This is a genomic window from Treponema sp. R80B11-R83G3 (genome assembly GCF_054786115.1).
On the sequence record NZ_BDHF01000043.1, the window covers coordinates 1 to 14,605 of the forward strand.

The following is a 14,605-nucleotide window of genomic DNA, read 5'->3' on the forward strand; positions in this document are numbered from 1 at the left end:
GAAAAACAGGGAAAAGATTCATGAGCGGGTAAAACAGTACGGGTTTACTTATATAGCAGTAGATTTGTTGGGGTATCGGACGGGAAGCATGAATGAAACGCTTTATGAACAAAAAACATATTGACGCAAATTTCGGCTTTGCCACCCGCGCCATCCACGGCGGCAATGAGGTTGACGGTGAGACTGGCGCTATCCGCCGTCCGATCACAATGGCGAACAGTTATGAGCTGCCTTACGATCCGTCGGATATAAACTGGAGCAGCGCCGATGGCAGTATTTATACCCGCAATGGCGGAGTAAATCAGCGGTACTTGCAGGAAAAACTTGCCCTGCTCCACGACGCGCCCGACTGCGTTGTTCTAGCGTCCGGCGTGGCGGCTCTTTCCGGCGTGTTTTTCGCCTTCCTCAAGTCCGGCGATCACGTTGTCGTGTCCGATTCAACCTACATCGCCGCTTACCGCCTTCTGCATGAATTACTGCCGGAAAAATATAATGTCCAATCCACTTTGGTTGATTCCTCCGATTTGGAAAAAGTAAAGGCGGCGATAAAACCGAATACAAAGCTAATCCACATTGAAACGCCTTCCAATCCCACGCTGAAAATCAGCGATATAAAGACAATCGCGAATATCGCCCATGAAAACGGAGCACTGCTTTCCGTTGACAACACATTTGCGTCGCCTTACAATCAGCGTCCTCTTGCCCTTGGAGCCGACCTTGCAATAGAAAGCCTGACAAAATATATCAACGGACACGGCGACGCGATGGGCGGCGCGGTGCTGGGCGCGAAGCCTCTGATCGATAAAATCCGCGCACAGGCAATGGTGAACCTTGGCGGAGCGATCAGCCCGTTTAACGCATGGCTGATCATGCGCGGCGCGGTAACTCTGCCTTTAAGAATGAAACAGCACAATGACAGCGCATTTGCCGTGGCGCAATTTTTGGAGAAACAGTCCGCTGTCCGTTTTGTAGCGTATCCAGGACTGGAAAGCCACAAGGGATACTCTATTGCCAAACGGCAAATGCCGGGCGGTTTCGGCGGAATTATGGCTTTCGGCCTCAATGCCGATCATGACGGACATAACCGTTTTGTGAGCAAGTTGCGCGTAATTACAAACGCTGTTTCTCTCGGTCATGACGAAAGCCTGATTGTGTTCCTCGGAGAAAACGACGAGCGGCAGTATCTTTATACCGATGAGTTCCATGGAGGATTCTTTCGGTTCAGCGTTGGGCTTGAGGATACGGACGACTTGATAATGGATATTGAACAAGCGTTGAAAGCGGCAGGGATATAAATATCAGACAGCATTCTCGCTATTTTCGCCGCTAAACAATGGAGACAATAACGAAAAAATTTGATAATATAAAGGCTATGGCGCAGCCTAAAAATTTTTCAGCATCCACCGTCCGTAGGTTTCCTTCCTATCTCCCTGTAATCCGAGACTTACAGCAGGAAGGGAAAGAATTTGTCTCCGCCGCCGTCATTGCGGAAGTATTGGGGCTTGACCCCGTACAGGTACGCAAAGACCTTGCCATAACAGGGATCGCCGGAACGCCCCAAAAAGGGTTTCCTATTGAAGATATAATTTTCGCTATTGAGCATTACTTGGGCTGGGATTCCACCAGCGACGCCATACTGGTAGGCGCCGGAAATCTTGGTTCGGCGCTGCTCGGCTACAAAGGGTTTCTGCTCCACGGCCTTCACATTTTGGTCGCATTTGACGTTGATCCCAAGAAAATTGGAACGCGGATTAACGGCGTTAAAATACTCAATGCAAAAACAATGGATGTTCAAATCCAAAATTTCAGGGCGAAAATCGCCATACTTACGGTTCCTTCCGAATATGCCCAAGAAGCGGCGAATGTGCTTGTAGGCGCGGGCATTGAAGGAATATGGAACTTTACCGGCGTTAAACTCAAAGTACCGGAAAACGTAGCGGTTCAGCAGGAAGACCTGAGCGCTGGTTACGCCATGCTCCGGGTTAAAATGAAAACACCCGCAAATTCTTAACTTCAGTATTGACATACCCTTCCAAGTTTCGATATAATTATATCGTTACATAATTACCGATAATTATGTATCTAAAGAGAAGGTGAAAAATGGCAAGAACACCGCTTACTCCAGTTATTAAAATTGATGAAGAAAAGTGCATTAACTGTTACACCTGTATCGTAATTTGTCCGGTCAAGTACTGCATGGACGGTTCAGGAGAGAAATTACAGATAAATCACGACATCTGTATCGGCTGTGGAAACTGCATTAACGCCTGTACCCACAAGGCGAGAACCTTCATAGACGATACTGGTCGTTTCATGGGCGATCTGAAACAAAGGGAAAAAATTATCGCCGTGGCAGCCCCTGCCGTCGCTTCGGTTTTTCCAAATCAATTCCTCAACTTAAACGGCTGGCTAAAATCTCTTGGCGTTGAAGCTTTTTTTGACGTGAGCCTTGGCGCGGAACTTACGGTCATGTCCTATCTTGAATACATCAAACAAAAAAATCCACGGACGGTGATTTCACAGCCGTGCCCCGCGATTGTTACCTTTATCGAAATTAACCACCCTGAACTGCTGCCGTATCTCGCGCCAGCAGACAGCCCTATACTTCATACAATTAAAATGATTAAAGAATATTATCCAAAATATAAAAACCATAAAGTTGCCGTAATCTCCCCCTGCATTGCGAAACGGCGGGAATATGACGAAACAGGCCTGGGCGATTACAACGTCACTATGATCGCGTTAAAAAATTTTATGGATAATCAAAATATAAACCTTTCATCTTTTCCGCAAGTGGAATATACGGGAGTAAGCGCGGAACGCGCGGCAGGTTTTCCAATTCCCGGAGGGCTTTTGGACACCGCCGAGCGTTTTGAACCTGGGATAAGACGACGCACCCTCAAAACTGAAGGGGTATTTGCCATTTATCCATATTTAAAAGAAATCTCTAAAATATTGGACACCGATGATGAATTGCCGCTTTTGATAGACTGCCTAAATTGCGAGAAAGGCTGTCTTGGCGGCCCCGGCACGGGGAACGCCGAAAAACCGCTTGCAACGCTTGAAAAATACGTCCGAAAACGCATGGCTGAACTGGAAAAAGAACATGATTCCCAAAAGGGAACAAGCGCTCATAAAAAATACCATGATGTTTTGAAAAATTACTGGAAAAAGAACCTGTATAACCGGAGCTACCGCGATCTTTCCGGGAACAATACAATCAAACAGCCAACCGAATCAGAAATAACTGCAATTTTCCGCAGTATGAAAAAATACGGAAAGGAAGACATATACAACTGTACTTGCTGCGGTTACGGAAGTTGCGAGGCGATGGCAAAGTCAATTTTCAACAAACTTAACAAACCGGAAAATTGCGCTCATTATATTCTTGCCTTGCTCAAGGAAAAAACTAATACTGAAGAACTTAACCGTCAGCTTGAGAAACACATTGCTCAAGCGTCAAACCTTATTGAAGGAATAAATGATTTAATAAACAAACTGAATGGCACTATCAATTCACAAGCGGAAACAATCGCTCAATCTTCGGTCGCAACTGAAAAAATGATTGGCGCACTCAAAGAAACTACGGAGCTTTCCCAAAGCAAACAGGAGACAATAAAAGGGTTAATGGAAAACTCCGTTAAAAGCGAGAAATCTATGCGGGAGACAATTCAATCAATTGAGGACATTTCCAAATCGGTGGAAGGCATAGCGCAGGCGATTAAAATAATCAGTACGATAGCGGCTAACACCAATTTATTGTCCATGAATGCGGCAATAGAATCCGCGCACGCGGGCGAAGCGGGCAGGGGCTTTGGGGTGGTCGCAGGCGAGATACGCCGTCTTTCCGACAGCACACGGGAGAATTCGGTAAATATTTCCAAGACGTTGAAAAACATCATTGACGGGATAGCCATCACTGAAAAACAATCCAGTGACACCGACGGTAGAATTAACGAAATGGCAAATGAAATCAGCAGTTTCGCTAAAACCATGTCCGATCTAATCAATACCTTTGGCGAACTGTCGGCGGAAAGCGGCGAGATTACCGCCGCGCTTGACAGCCTTCAAAATCAAAGCAACATGGTAAAAACCGGCTATGCCGAGATACTGTCGATGACGGAAAAACTACGCACGGCTATGCTTAATTTGACTATGCTGTCAAAGAAAAAAGTCATGGTAATTGATGATGAGGAAATCACCCTTACCATAACAAAAGAAATGCTGAAAAATGATTATAATGTTACCACGGCAAATTCCGGCAAGGAGGCTTTGGACTTGTTACTGAGTAATTTTTCTCCTAATTTGATTTTGTTGGATTTGTATATGCCAGAAATGGACGGCTGGGATGCTTTCAACAGAATACGCAACATCAGCAACTTGTACAATATTCCAATAGCGATATATACGGCATCGGACGACCCGAAAGACAAAATCAAAGCAAGGGAACTGGGAGCTATTGATTACATACACAAGTCGCTCGGTAAAGAACAATTGCTTGAAATAGTGACAAGATTGGTTAATTAATTTTATTGTCGATCTTGACAATCTTTCCTGATTTCTGATATAGTGCAATATAATCCATACCATGAAGGTATGACCCGTGTCCGTAATTTCCATAAAAATAGAACGATGCCACGAAGGTGTCTGCGCTTCAAGAAGCGGCGTTTCAGAAGCGGCGCAAGCTAGGCTTGTGTAACAAGCTTTAAGTTTTATTTTTTAGGAGGAATTATTATGCACATGGCAGATTCTTTACTGTCCCCTGTTGTGGGAACAGCGATGTGCGCTGTAAGCGCTGCGGCTATTGGTTATTCGGTTTCAAAAATTAAAAAAGACGATTTATGCGAGAAAAAAATCCCCATTATTGGCGTGATGGGCGCGTTTGTTTTCGCCGCTCAGATGATCAACTTTACCATTCCCGCTACAGGATCAAGCGGTCATATTGGAGGCGGAATTTTGCTTGCCGCCATGATTGGCAGTTTTCCGGCACTGCTGTCACTTTCTGCGGTATTAATTATTCAATGTCTGTTTTTTGCAGACGGAGGTTTGCTTGCCCTCGGTTGCAACATTTTTAATATGGGCGTTATCCCCTGCCTTATTGTGTATCCACTTCTTTTTAAGCCGCTGTTAAAAAAAGACATTACAATTGGAAGAATAACAGCGGCTTCTATTATTGCGGTTGTTGTGGCATTGCAACTTGGCGCGTTTAGCGTGGTGCTTGAAACATTATTTTCCGGCATTACAGAGTTGCCTTTTTCAAGTTTCGTTCTTTTAATGTTGCCCATACATCTTGCGATTGGCATTGTCGAAGGCATTGTAACTGCGGCGGTACTTTTCTTTGTCTACAAAATGCGCCCTGAAATTATGGAGAGCACATATAACAGAACGGCAATCCAAAGCGGTATACCTATAAGAAAAGTGCTTGTAACGCTTGCGATTATTACAGCGCTTGTAGGCGGCGTTTTTGCAATATTTGCCTCATCACACCCTGACGGGCTTGAATGGTCAATAGAAAAAATTACAGGAACAACAGAACTTGAAAGTGAATATAAGGCGATGGAAGGAGCGGCTTCAATACAAGAAAAAACCGCTTTTCTGCCCGATTACAATTTTTCTGATGCTGGTGAGGAAGGTACAGCGGCAGGAACAACCCTTTCAGGAATTTTAGGCGGTATTTTAACTTTTCTGCTTGCAGGGATTACCGTGTTTATCATTTCTATTGTCAAAAAGAGACGAAGTGAAAAACAAGATATACGAACTGTACGCGCTTGAAGAATTAGCCTCAGGCAGTACCTGTATTCACCGCCTAAATCCGCTTGCCAAGTTATTGTCTGCGGCGGTTTTTATCGTAACCGTTGTTTCGTTTAACAGGTACGCCATGGGGCGTTTGATACCGTATATCTTTTACCCCGCGCTCCTCATGGCTCTTTCAGAAACGCCGTATTCAATGCTTTTAAAGCGTTTTCTTGTCGCATTGCCATTTTGCCTTTTTGCCGGAATAAGCAACATAATTTTTGACAGAAACACGGCGTTTTTGATAGGCGATTTAATCGTAAGCCGTGGCGTTATTTCATTTTTTTCCATATTGTTTAAAACTTATTTGTGCGTTATGGCAGTCTTAATACTTGTATTTGTAACTCGCTTTTCTGAACTTACCAATGAACTGCGGCGTTTGCGTCTGCCGGGAATTTTTATCGTCATGTTTGAACTTACCTATCGTTATATCGGCGTATTGTTAAACGAAGCGTACTCTATGAGTATCGCGTATTCTTTAAGAAGCCCAAACAGAAAAGGAATTGAAATGAGGGACATGGGCAGTTTTGCGGGACAGTTATTGATCCGCAGTTTTGACCGTGCCGAGCGCGTATACAATGCCATGAAATGCAAGGGGTATAATATAGGGTATACATCAGGATATGCATTTAAAAATATACAGCAAGGCAAGAACATATTGACATTACACGACATAGTTTTCTTTACAGTAGTCTCTGTTTCTTGTATAACATTTCGTATTGTTGACATAAATATGCTGTTGAACGGATTTTTGGGAAGGCTTGTATAATGGAAAACACCTCTGTTTCAATTATTGTATAAACTAACATAAAGCAGTATCATAAAAGATAAAGGCATTTACGAATATCAATTATGATAACCAATATGGCAATAAAACAACCGGTACGCATAACGCTCAATATAAGTATGATCGCCCTGTTGTTATGCGCGTACAATCCCCAATTAGCCAGAAATACCGTCCACATAGTTATAGGCATAACAGTTTTTATTTTATTTTCAACGCACATCTTTATTAACCGCCGCTGGTTTACAAATATTTTCAATGGCGAATACACGCCGAGCCGAGCGTTTTTGACAATCTTTAATGTATTGCTTGCAATAGCGGCGGCAACGCTGATCATAACAGGCCTATTGGAAGCGGTTTGGTCTCCTTCTTTTTTACTTTTTGAGAGCGGGATAACTTTAAGAGAGGCACACACCGCCGCAGCTTACTGGCTTATGCCTTTAATCGGCGTTCATCTTGGGCTTCATTGGTAACGCAATAGTAACTGTTACCACTTTTCGATAGTGTCGCTGACAAGTCGGCGGTACTAGATATGGGGTAGTTTGGATTATGTAAAAAGGAGGCGCAATGATGGCAACTAACGCTTTTTCCAAGTGTGCCTTCTCCCCCTTTGTGATCTTTGTCCCTTCGTGCTCTTTGTGTGAACTCCTTCGTAAGAAGAAATTAACTTGAATGAAACAATTAATCGCTTTCGCCCTATTCTGTATTTTCTTCTCGCTTTCCTCGCCGGTTGTCTTTGTGCAGGACTTTTACGGTAATAGCGATCCCGGTAATTAGCGGTGTGTGGTTGTTCGGGCTGTGAGCAGATAATTAATGAGTTGCGGTGGCATATTCCGTTTTCGGGGATTTTTCAGTCTTATAAGAAGCCTTTGGTTCTTTAACAAGGCACATTTTATCATATTCCCGCATTCTTTCTTCGGAAATCGCTCCTACTTCAAAATCCGCCATTGCGTCTTGATGCATTACTTTACAAATTTCACTTTTATATTTCATATTCTGTCTCCTAAAAAACTTCGATTAAAGTTCCATCTTTTAATCGAGAATTAATTTGTGATTCGGTCATTGAAAAAGCATCTTTTGAACGATTTTTAAAAACCCGTAAATCACCTCTGTCAATATTTTTTTTGTCGGACTTCGCAAAACCATAAACAAAAAATGTTCTTTCCTCACTCCTAAAAAACACAATTACCCGATACCCGCCCGATTTTCCTTCACCGGGACGAGCCACACGCATTTTGTACACATCGCCACCAAGATCAGCGTCCGCCTGTCCTGTTTCAAGCCGATCTGCCGTTTCCTTTAATTCAGTATCCGTGATACCTTCCTTATTGGCAAATCTGGTAAACCATGTATTTTTAAATATTCTCACTTAATAATAATACTTTAAAATAATGAAAGTTTCAAGAAAAAAATTTTAATATTTTCAAATTCAGTCAAGCAAAACGGCACTCTCGCGCCATATATAGGTGAACCTTTTTTTGAAGGCTCAAAAAAATTACTTTTTGGAGGAGATTTATGAAGAATCCTACCACGAACCACACGAACTCGTACCTTCGGTACGCACACGAACAAAAAGAAATATTCTACAGGGAAGAAAACTATGAGATAAACAACTGTATTTATGAGGTAAATAAAAAACTCGGCGTTGGGTTTCTTGAGGCAGTATACCAAGAAGTGTTAGAAATTAAATTAAGGCGGAAAAATATTCCGTTTGTTTCAAAACAGTAAATAATATATGACAGTATACCACTTAAAAGTAAGTATATTGCTGATTTTATTTGTTATGAAAAAATAATCATTGAACTAAAAGCCGTAACAAAAATTAACAATCAGCATAAAGCGCAATTAATGAACTACATGTCGGCTACAGGTTATAAATTAGGACTTCTTGTCGATTTTAATTCGTATCCCAAATCAGAAATAATTAGGTTGGTCAGTTAATGAAAGTTCGCTTCTTGTTCGTGTGGTTCGTGGTTAAGAAATTATTCTCTTTTGGTTCGTAGTAAAAAAGTGAGGGAATATCAGGGAGAAGAGTTATCTTTGAGGGAAGCGATAAAAAAGACCGTGCAATATTGCCGGAAACATGATATATTAAAAGAGTTAATGGAGAAACACGCCCAAAATGCCCAATTTTAGGCTTTTCAGCAAAATAATAAAGGGTGCTTTTATGGCAATAAAACAACCAGTACGCATAACGCTCAATATAAGTATGATCGCCCTGTTGTTATGCGCGTACAATCCCCAATTAGCCAGAAATACCGTCCACATAGTTATAGGCATAACAGTTTTTATTTTATTTTCAACGCACGTCTTTATTAACCATCGCTGGTTTACAAATATTTTCAAAGACGCATACACGCCGCACCGTATACTGATGACAGTCTTTAATGTATTGCTTGCAATAGCGGCGGCAACGCTGATCATAACAGGCCTATTGGAAGCGGTCTGGTCTCCTTCTTTTTTACTTTTTGAGAGCGGGATAACTTTAAGAGAGGCGCACACCGCCGCAGCTTACTGGCTTATGCCTTTAATCGGCGTTCATCTTGGGTTTCATTGGGGAATATTCTCAAAATACACAGGCAAAAACCGCCTCGTTATTGCTGTTATGCGTATTTTTGCCGCGCTTTTTTTCATATTCGGCGTGTGGTCGTTTTTCGACAGAGATATGTTCGCAAAATTATTTCTTGGATTTTCGTTTGATTATTGGCCGCAGGAAAAGCCTGTCATTTTATTTTACATTCAAACCTTATCCATAATAGGAATATATGTTATTATAACACATTATATTTTAAAGCTGACTTTTTGGCTTAAAAATAGAAAAACCACAAATGGAGGTTCTTTATGAAAAGAAAATTCTTTCTAGCATTTATTCTGATTTTTTTGGGGGTAAACATGGAATTAACCGCGCAAACAGGGAATAGCAAAATTCTTGTCGCTTATTTCTCATGGAGCGGCAACGCAAAAACGCTTGCGGAACAAATAGCGCAGGCAACCGGCGGTGTACTGTTCGAGATAAAAACAGTAACGCCTTATCCAAATAACTACGATGAGTGTACCAAAGCGGCAAAACAGGAACAGAACGCCAACGCCCGACCCGCCATATCGGGAAAGGTCGCAAACATGGAACAATACAGCACGGTGTTTTTGTGTTATCCGAACTGGTGGGGCACATTGCCGATGCCGGTATTCACTTTCCTTGAAGCCTACGATTTTTCGGGCAAGACAATATATCCCCTTGTAACCCACGGCGGCAGCCGCTTCGGGCGCAGTCTTGACGACATAAAAAAGTTATGCCCCAAGGCAGTTATCGGCGAAGGGCTTGATGTCAGCGCCTTTGACAGAAACCCCAATGACGCCACCAGAGTAAGCAACCCAAACAAAGACGTAACCGCATGGCTTCGCAAAATTGGATTCCGTACTTGATAATTTCTCTGAATAATAATATAGTACTCTATAATCCATATCATGAAGGTATGGCGCAGACTAGTGTTCTGTAATATACAGATAACAAAATACCAAGTTTGCATAATTCGTTGTTGCACAACGAATTATGCAAAGATATATTACATCATAAGAATATTACAGAACACTAACAATTCTTCCATAAAAAACGATACCATGAAGGTATCTTGCGCTTCAGAAGCGGCGCAAATTTTAGGAGTAATTTTTTTGGGAAGGCTTCTGCAATGTTGAAACTTCAAAACGTAACGGTTATTTATCCTGACAAGACAAAAGCGATAGACGACATAACCATGACCGTCAGCGAAAGCGAAAATATCGCGTTAATCGGCGAAAATGGCGCAGGCAAAACGACGCTTTTGCTTGCTATTGTCGGGATACTTGAATTGTCAAACGGCGCTATAGAAATAGATGGAATACAACTTAGTAAAAAAACAGTTAATGAAATCCGAAAAAGAGTAGGCGTGGTTTTTCAAAATCCCGATGACCAGTTGTTTATGCCGCTTGTTTATGACGACATCGCCTTTGGTTGCCGTAATTTTGGAATGTCGGAAGATGAAATTTCAATACGGGTAGATGAAACACTTAAACAGTTAAATATAAATCATCTGAGTAGCCGTTCATCGTTAAAATTATCCGGCGGCGAAAAACGCCTGGCGGCAATAGCGTCGGTTTTAGCAATGGAGCCTTCTATATTGATGTTTGACGAGCCGACCGCCTTTCTTGACCCAAAGGCGAAACGCTCTCTTGTTGAAACATTAAAAAAATTAAACCATACAAAAATAATAGCAACGCATGATATAACTTTTGCCGCTAAAGTATGCAATCGCGTAATTATATTGAAGAACGGACAAATTGCAGCGGACGGAATGACTGACTTGTTGTATGACAAAGAATTGATGGCGCATTGCGATTTGGAAGCTATTGAAGGGAGGAATGATAATTTATGAACAAACAGGAAACTTTACATTTATTAAAAAATATTCAAGAGGGCGCAATTACTCCCGAAGAAGCGTTATCAAGATTTTGCACCGAACCTTTTGAAGATTTGGGTTACGCGAAACTTGACCACCACCGCGAATTGCGAAAGGGCGCCGGCGAAGTAATATACGGCGAAGGCAAAACGCCGGAACAAATCATCGGCATTATAACTGCTATGAAGGATAAGGGGCAGAGGTTAATAATGATAACCCGGCTATCTGCGGAAGCGGTGGAAATTGTCAATAAAAAAATCCCATTGCAATATCATCAAACGGCACGAATTGGGATTGTCGGCGAAATGCCAAAACCCGACGGTATTGGAAAAATTGTAGTCGCCACTGGAGGCACGAGCGACATTCCTGTCGCGGAAGAAGCGGCTATTACCGCCGAAGCCCTTGGCAACGAAGTTGTCCGCCTTTACGATGTCGGTGTCGCGGGGCTTCACCGTCTCCTGTCACGGCTTGAGGCGATTATGGACGCGCAAGTAATAATTTCCATCGCCGGAATGGAAGGTGCGCTTACCAGCGTCATAGGCGGACTGGTTGATTGTCCTGTTATCGGCGTTCCCACCAGCGTAGGCTACGGCGCTTCGTTCAACGGACTGTCCGCTCTTCTTTCAATGCTTAATTCATGTTCCAGCGGCGTAAGCGTAGTGAATATTGACAACGGTTTTGGCGCTGGTTATTTGGCAAGTATGATAAATCATAGATTTATCATATAGATAAATCGTAAGAGAGGTGTTAAATGAAAACACTGTATTTTGAATGTAATATGGGCGCAGCGGGAGATATGCTCTTGGCAGCTTTGCTTGAATTGCATGACAATCCTCAAGAATTTTTGAAGAAGTTAAACGACATTGGCATCCCCAATGTACTGGTAAGCGCCCAACAATCCATAAAGTGCGGCATAACAGGAACGCATATCACCGTAACGGTCAACGGAAAGGAAGAAGATGATCATGCGGATAGTCATCATCATCACAGCCATAACAGCTATCACGACATAGAGCATTTAATTAGCCATTTAACTGTTTCCGATACCGTAAAAAAGAACGCCCTTGCGGTTTACAAACTGATAGCCGAAGCTGAAAGTCACGCGCATGGCGTTCCGGTAGACAAAATACATTTTCACGAAGTAGGAGAGATGGACGCTATTGCCGACATTACAAGCGTATGTATGTTGATAGAAGAACTTGCTCCCGATGTAATTCTGTCCTCCCCTGTTAATACCGGAAGCGGACACGTCCGCTGCGCTCACGGCATTTTACCCGTGCCGGCTCCCGCAACCGCTTATATTTTGCAAAATATTCCCATGTATAGCGACCAGACGCAAGGCGAACTTTGTACGCCAACGGGCGCGGCGTTACTCAAACATTTTGTAAAAGAATTTCGCGCAATGCCTGTGATCAGCGTTAATAAGATCGGTTACGGCATGGGCAAAAAAGATTTTGAAAAAGCAAATTGCATACGCGCTTATATCGGCAACACGGTAAACAATGCAGAAGAAGTTACGGAGCTTGTTTGCAATTTAGATGATATGTCGCCTGAGGCGGTAGCCTTCGCGCAGCAGCTTTTGTTTGAGGAAGGCGCTCTTGACGTTTACACTACCCCTATTTGCATGAAAAAAGGGCGCATGGGTTTAACTTTTACCTGTATGTGCAGAAGTGAATTAAAAGACAAGATGGTTTCGCTTATTTTCAAACATACAAGCACGCTGGGAATGAGAGAGAATACAAGCCGCCGTTACACTTTGCATAGGGAGCAAAAAGAAATTCAAACAAAGTACGGTTCTGTAAAAATTAAAACCGCTTGCGGTTACGGGGTACAAAAATCAAAGCCCGAATATGAGGATATAGCAAAAATCGCCAGGGAAAGGGGAATATCGATTCAGGATGTGTTGAAAGAGTGTAACCGCTAATGCAATTTGGTACAAATAATAATTTAATTTATCTACGCAAACACTTTATAGAGTGCCATCAATGAATTGACGGCACTACGAAAAATCGGTGCTGGTTATTGCTGTGTTATCTTTTCCCTCTGCGTTGATATTGTTATTATGTTCAAAAATCAAGCGGCGGTACAGAGATGCCAGTTAATTGCCTTATATTAATAAACTGGGACCTGCCATCTCCGTCAAAATATAAGTAGTCAATCGCAAGACTGCGCCTGCCGGTATCGCCTCTCCATTCCACGCCATCCACATTAAGAATCAGGGCTTTGTTATGATACAGCATATATGATTGTCCTTTGAATTCAAATACCGCCGGATGCACGGTAAAACTGTTTCCCTCGCCGTTAATTCCGGGTGCGCAATCCGAGATTTCAACGCCGTCTGTCCACGGTCCGTTTATATCATCCGCCATCGCGTAGGATAAAGTTTCACCTATAGAACTGGAATTGTCGGGCTGTCTGCGCATGGAAGCATAGAACATATAATAATGCCCGTCTTTTTTGTATAAATACGGCCCTTCTTCAAACCTTATTACATAATCCCCATCTCTTTTTGTTTGTGTCCACCCGTCTTGAAACAGCATTTTTATCGGTCTTTCAATTTCAGTCATATTAGATTTAAGCTGTGCGATGCGCGGCTGCCTTTGTCCCCATGACAAATAAGCCGTACCGTCGTCATCAATAAAGACTGTCGGATCGATATTGTCATCCGTACTATATCCGGTATCTGCGTTTACCATGTCCCTTGTAACTACCGGTGTTCTTACCGGAAAATAGGGGCCGGTCGGGTTCTCAGCCACCGCCACTCCGACAGTCTGTAGTCCGTTTGTGTGTTTGACGGTAACATAAAAATAGTACATGCCGTCACGTCCTTTAATTATCTGAGATGCCCATGCCGAGTTTGGCTGACCATACGGAAAATCATCCGATTTGAGAATAATTCCTTCATATTTAAAATTGCTCATGTCTTGAGTCGAATACATAACCCAGTGCGGTATACGATAATATTCATTTGAGGGCGCATCGGGGGGAAGCTTGTCTTCTCCGCAAACAATATACACTGTGGCCCCGTCAACAAATACTGCCGGATCAGCGGTAAATCTGTCCGTTATTATAGGGTTTACGGGGCCGGGTGTAAATCTCCAATTCGCCGTTAAGGTAATATTGCTTTTTATAATTGTATCACGAGTATATTGGACTCCTTTTTGATCTCTCCATCCGATAAAGCTGCGTGCCGGACGGGCGGGATTACCGGGGAATAGTGAGCCGGCGGAAGTTCCCGCTCTGACCGTTATTGGCTGCGGGGGAATTTTGCTTGTTGTATACCCCAGGGCAAAAGTTACTGTACAGTCCTTCATATTTTCTTCATTTCCATTGTTATCATTATTACAAGCGATAATAATAACAAAAACGACTATAACTATAATAGATAATGTCCTTAAATGTTTCATATAATATCTCCTCCGAAAACTAGCTTTCCAATGTTAAGGGTAACAGATTATTTTATATTATGGAAGGGGAAAACGTTTATAGCTCAAGCGTTTCATTCATGCTTCCCGTCCGATACCCCAACAAATCTATTGCTATATAAGTAAATCCGTACTGTTTTACCCGCTCATGAATCTTTTCCCTGTTTTTT

14 protein-coding genes and 1 pseudogene are annotated in these 14,605 nt (G+C 42.6%); 12 read left to right on the forward strand and 3 right to left on the reverse strand.

Translation table 11 applies throughout. The annotated features are described in order from the left end of the window. Window positions 1-104: 104 nt before the first annotated feature. The 6 genes from ACYVRH_RS07725 to ACYVRH_RS07750 all read left to right on the forward strand — a co-directional run bounded on the left by ACYVRH_RS07725 (window position 105) and on the right by ACYVRH_RS07750 (window position 7,050). Window positions 105-1,295 (forward strand): trans-sulfuration enzyme family protein, encoded by a 1,191-nt coding sequence (locus tag ACYVRH_RS07725; RefSeq protein ID WP_461256352.1) that lies wholly within the window; start codon window positions 105-107, stop codon window positions 1,293-1,295. A 77-nt stretch (window positions 1,296-1,372) separates the two neighbouring features. Then, the gene (locus ACYVRH_RS07730; protein ID WP_461256365.1) at window positions 1,373-2,011 is read left to right on the forward strand and encodes a redox-sensing transcriptional repressor Rex; all 639 of its coding nucleotides are present in this window, start codon (window positions 1,373-1,375) and stop codon (window positions 2,009-2,011) included. A gap of 89 nt (window positions 2,012-2,100) precedes the next feature. After that, window positions 2,101-4,527, forward strand: a complete 2,427-nt coding sequence (locus ACYVRH_RS07735; RefSeq protein WP_461256353.1) for a [Fe-Fe] hydrogenase large subunit C-terminal domain-containing protein — start codon at window positions 2,101-2,103, stop codon at window positions 4,525-4,527. Window positions 4,528-4,740: 213 nt separating this feature from the next. Next, entirely contained in the window at window positions 4,741-5,772 is a 1,032-nt protein-coding gene (locus ACYVRH_RS07740) for an energy-coupling factor ABC transporter permease (RefSeq protein WP_461256354.1), read from the forward strand. Next, window positions 5,738-6,562: a cobalt ECF transporter T component CbiQ gene (gene cbiQ, locus ACYVRH_RS07745; protein ID WP_461256355.1), complete on the forward strand. Its 825-nt coding sequence runs from the start codon at window positions 5,738-5,740 to the stop codon at window positions 6,560-6,562. The genes ACYVRH_RS07740 and cbiQ overlap by 35 nt, the downstream gene beginning before the upstream one ends. Before the next feature lie 95 nt (window positions 6,563-6,657). After that, window positions 6,658-7,050 (forward strand): hypothetical protein, encoded by a 393-nt coding sequence (locus ACYVRH_RS07750; RefSeq protein WP_461256356.1) that lies wholly within the window; start codon window positions 6,658-6,660, stop codon window positions 7,048-7,050. Window positions 7,051-7,387: 337 nt separating this feature from the next. Here ACYVRH_RS07750 and ACYVRH_RS07755 read toward each other — a convergent pair whose 3' ends face one another. Further along, window positions 7,388-7,570: a hypothetical protein gene (locus ACYVRH_RS07755; RefSeq protein WP_461256357.1), complete on the reverse strand. Its 183-nt coding sequence runs from the start codon at window positions 7,568-7,570 to the stop codon at window positions 7,388-7,390. A 10-nt stretch (window positions 7,571-7,580) separates the two neighbouring features. Further along, window positions 7,581-7,946, reverse strand: coding sequence for a type II toxin-antitoxin system RelE/ParE family toxin (locus ACYVRH_RS07760; protein ID WP_461256358.1), 366 nt, complete (start codon window positions 7,944-7,946; stop codon window positions 7,581-7,583). Between the two features lie 146 nt (window positions 7,947-8,092). On the opposite strand from ACYVRH_RS07760, the pseudogene ACYVRH_RS07765 reads away from it, so the two are divergent. The 6 genes and pseudogenes from ACYVRH_RS07765 (at window position 8,093) to larC (ending at window position 12,934) form a co-directional block, all read left to right on the forward strand. Then, window positions 8,093-8,518: pseudogene (locus tag ACYVRH_RS07765) on the forward strand (GxxExxY protein). A gap of 226 nt (window positions 8,519-8,744) precedes the next feature. Beyond that, a complete protein-coding gene (locus ACYVRH_RS07770) occupies window positions 8,745-9,422 on the forward strand; it encodes a hypothetical protein (RefSeq protein ID WP_461256359.1) in 678 nt (225 codons plus the stop codon). Continuing rightward, the gene (locus tag ACYVRH_RS07775) at window positions 9,419-10,000 is read left to right on the forward strand and encodes a flavodoxin (protein ID WP_461256360.1); all 582 of its coding nucleotides are present in this window, start codon (window positions 9,419-9,421) and stop codon (window positions 9,998-10,000) included. The genes ACYVRH_RS07770 and ACYVRH_RS07775 overlap by 4 nt, the downstream gene beginning before the upstream one ends. A 263-nt stretch (window positions 10,001-10,263) precedes the next feature. Then, the gene (locus tag ACYVRH_RS07780) at window positions 10,264-10,986 is read left to right on the forward strand and encodes an energy-coupling factor ABC transporter ATP-binding protein (RefSeq protein ID WP_461256361.1); all 723 of its coding nucleotides are present in this window, start codon (window positions 10,264-10,266) and stop codon (window positions 10,984-10,986) included. After that, window positions 10,983-11,738, forward strand: coding sequence for a nickel pincer cofactor biosynthesis protein LarB (gene larB, locus ACYVRH_RS07785; RefSeq protein WP_461256362.1), 756 nt, complete (start codon window positions 10,983-10,985; stop codon window positions 11,736-11,738). The genes ACYVRH_RS07780 and larB overlap by 4 nt, the downstream gene beginning before the upstream one ends. A 23-nt stretch (window positions 11,739-11,761) precedes the next feature. Then, the gene (gene larC, locus ACYVRH_RS07790) at window positions 11,762-12,934 is read left to right on the forward strand and encodes a nickel pincer cofactor biosynthesis protein LarC (protein WP_461256363.1); all 1,173 of its coding nucleotides are present in this window, start codon (window positions 11,762-11,764) and stop codon (window positions 12,932-12,934) included. Between the two features lie 142 nt (window positions 12,935-13,076). Here the strand turns inward: larC and ACYVRH_RS07795 are convergent, their stop codons facing one another. Further along, complete coding sequence (locus tag ACYVRH_RS07795) at window positions 13,077-14,417, reverse strand: family 43 glycosylhydrolase (protein WP_461256364.1); 1,341 nt, start codon at window positions 14,415-14,417, stop codon at window positions 13,077-13,079. Window positions 14,418-14,605 lie beyond the last annotated feature (188 nt).

Excerpts from the sequence above, each read along its gene's own strand:
- ACYVRH_RS07725 (WP_461256352.1), top strand. The coding sequence starts at position 105 with ATGAACAAAAAACATATTGACGCAAATTTCGGCTTTGCCACCCGCGCC.
- ACYVRH_RS07730 (WP_461256365.1), top strand. The coding sequence starts at position 1,373 with ATGGCGCAGCCTAAAAATTTTTCAGCATCCACCGTCCGTAGGTTTCCT.
- ACYVRH_RS07735 (WP_461256353.1), top strand. The coding sequence starts at position 2,101 with ATGGCAAGAACACCGCTTACTCCAGTTATTAAAATTGATGAAGAAAAG.
- ACYVRH_RS07740 (WP_461256354.1), top strand. The coding sequence starts at position 4,741 with ATGGCAGATTCTTTACTGTCCCCTGTTGTGGGAACAGCGATGTGCGCT.
- ACYVRH_RS07750 (WP_461256356.1), top strand. The coding sequence starts at position 6,658 with ATGGCAATAAAACAACCGGTACGCATAACGCTCAATATAAGTATGATC.
- ACYVRH_RS07755 (WP_461256357.1), bottom strand. The coding sequence starts at position 7,570 with ATGAAATATAAAAGTGAAATTTGTAAAGTAATGCATCAAGACGCAATG.
- ACYVRH_RS07770 (WP_461256359.1), top strand. The coding sequence starts at position 8,745 with ATGGCAATAAAACAACCAGTACGCATAACGCTCAATATAAGTATGATC.
- ACYVRH_RS07775 (WP_461256360.1), top strand. The coding sequence starts at position 9,419 with ATGAAAAGAAAATTCTTTCTAGCATTTATTCTGATTTTTTTGGGGGTA.
- ACYVRH_RS07780 (WP_461256361.1), top strand. The coding sequence starts at position 10,264 with ATGTTGAAACTTCAAAACGTAACGGTTATTTATCCTGACAAGACAAAA.
- larB (WP_461256362.1), top strand. The coding sequence starts at position 10,983 with ATGAACAAACAGGAAACTTTACATTTATTAAAAAATATTCAAGAGGGC.
- larC (WP_461256363.1), top strand. The coding sequence starts at position 11,762 with ATGAAAACACTGTATTTTGAATGTAATATGGGCGCAGCGGGAGATATG.
- ACYVRH_RS07795 (WP_461256364.1), bottom strand. The coding sequence starts at position 14,417 with ATGAAACATTTAAGGACATTATCTATTATAGTTATAGTCGTTTTTGTT.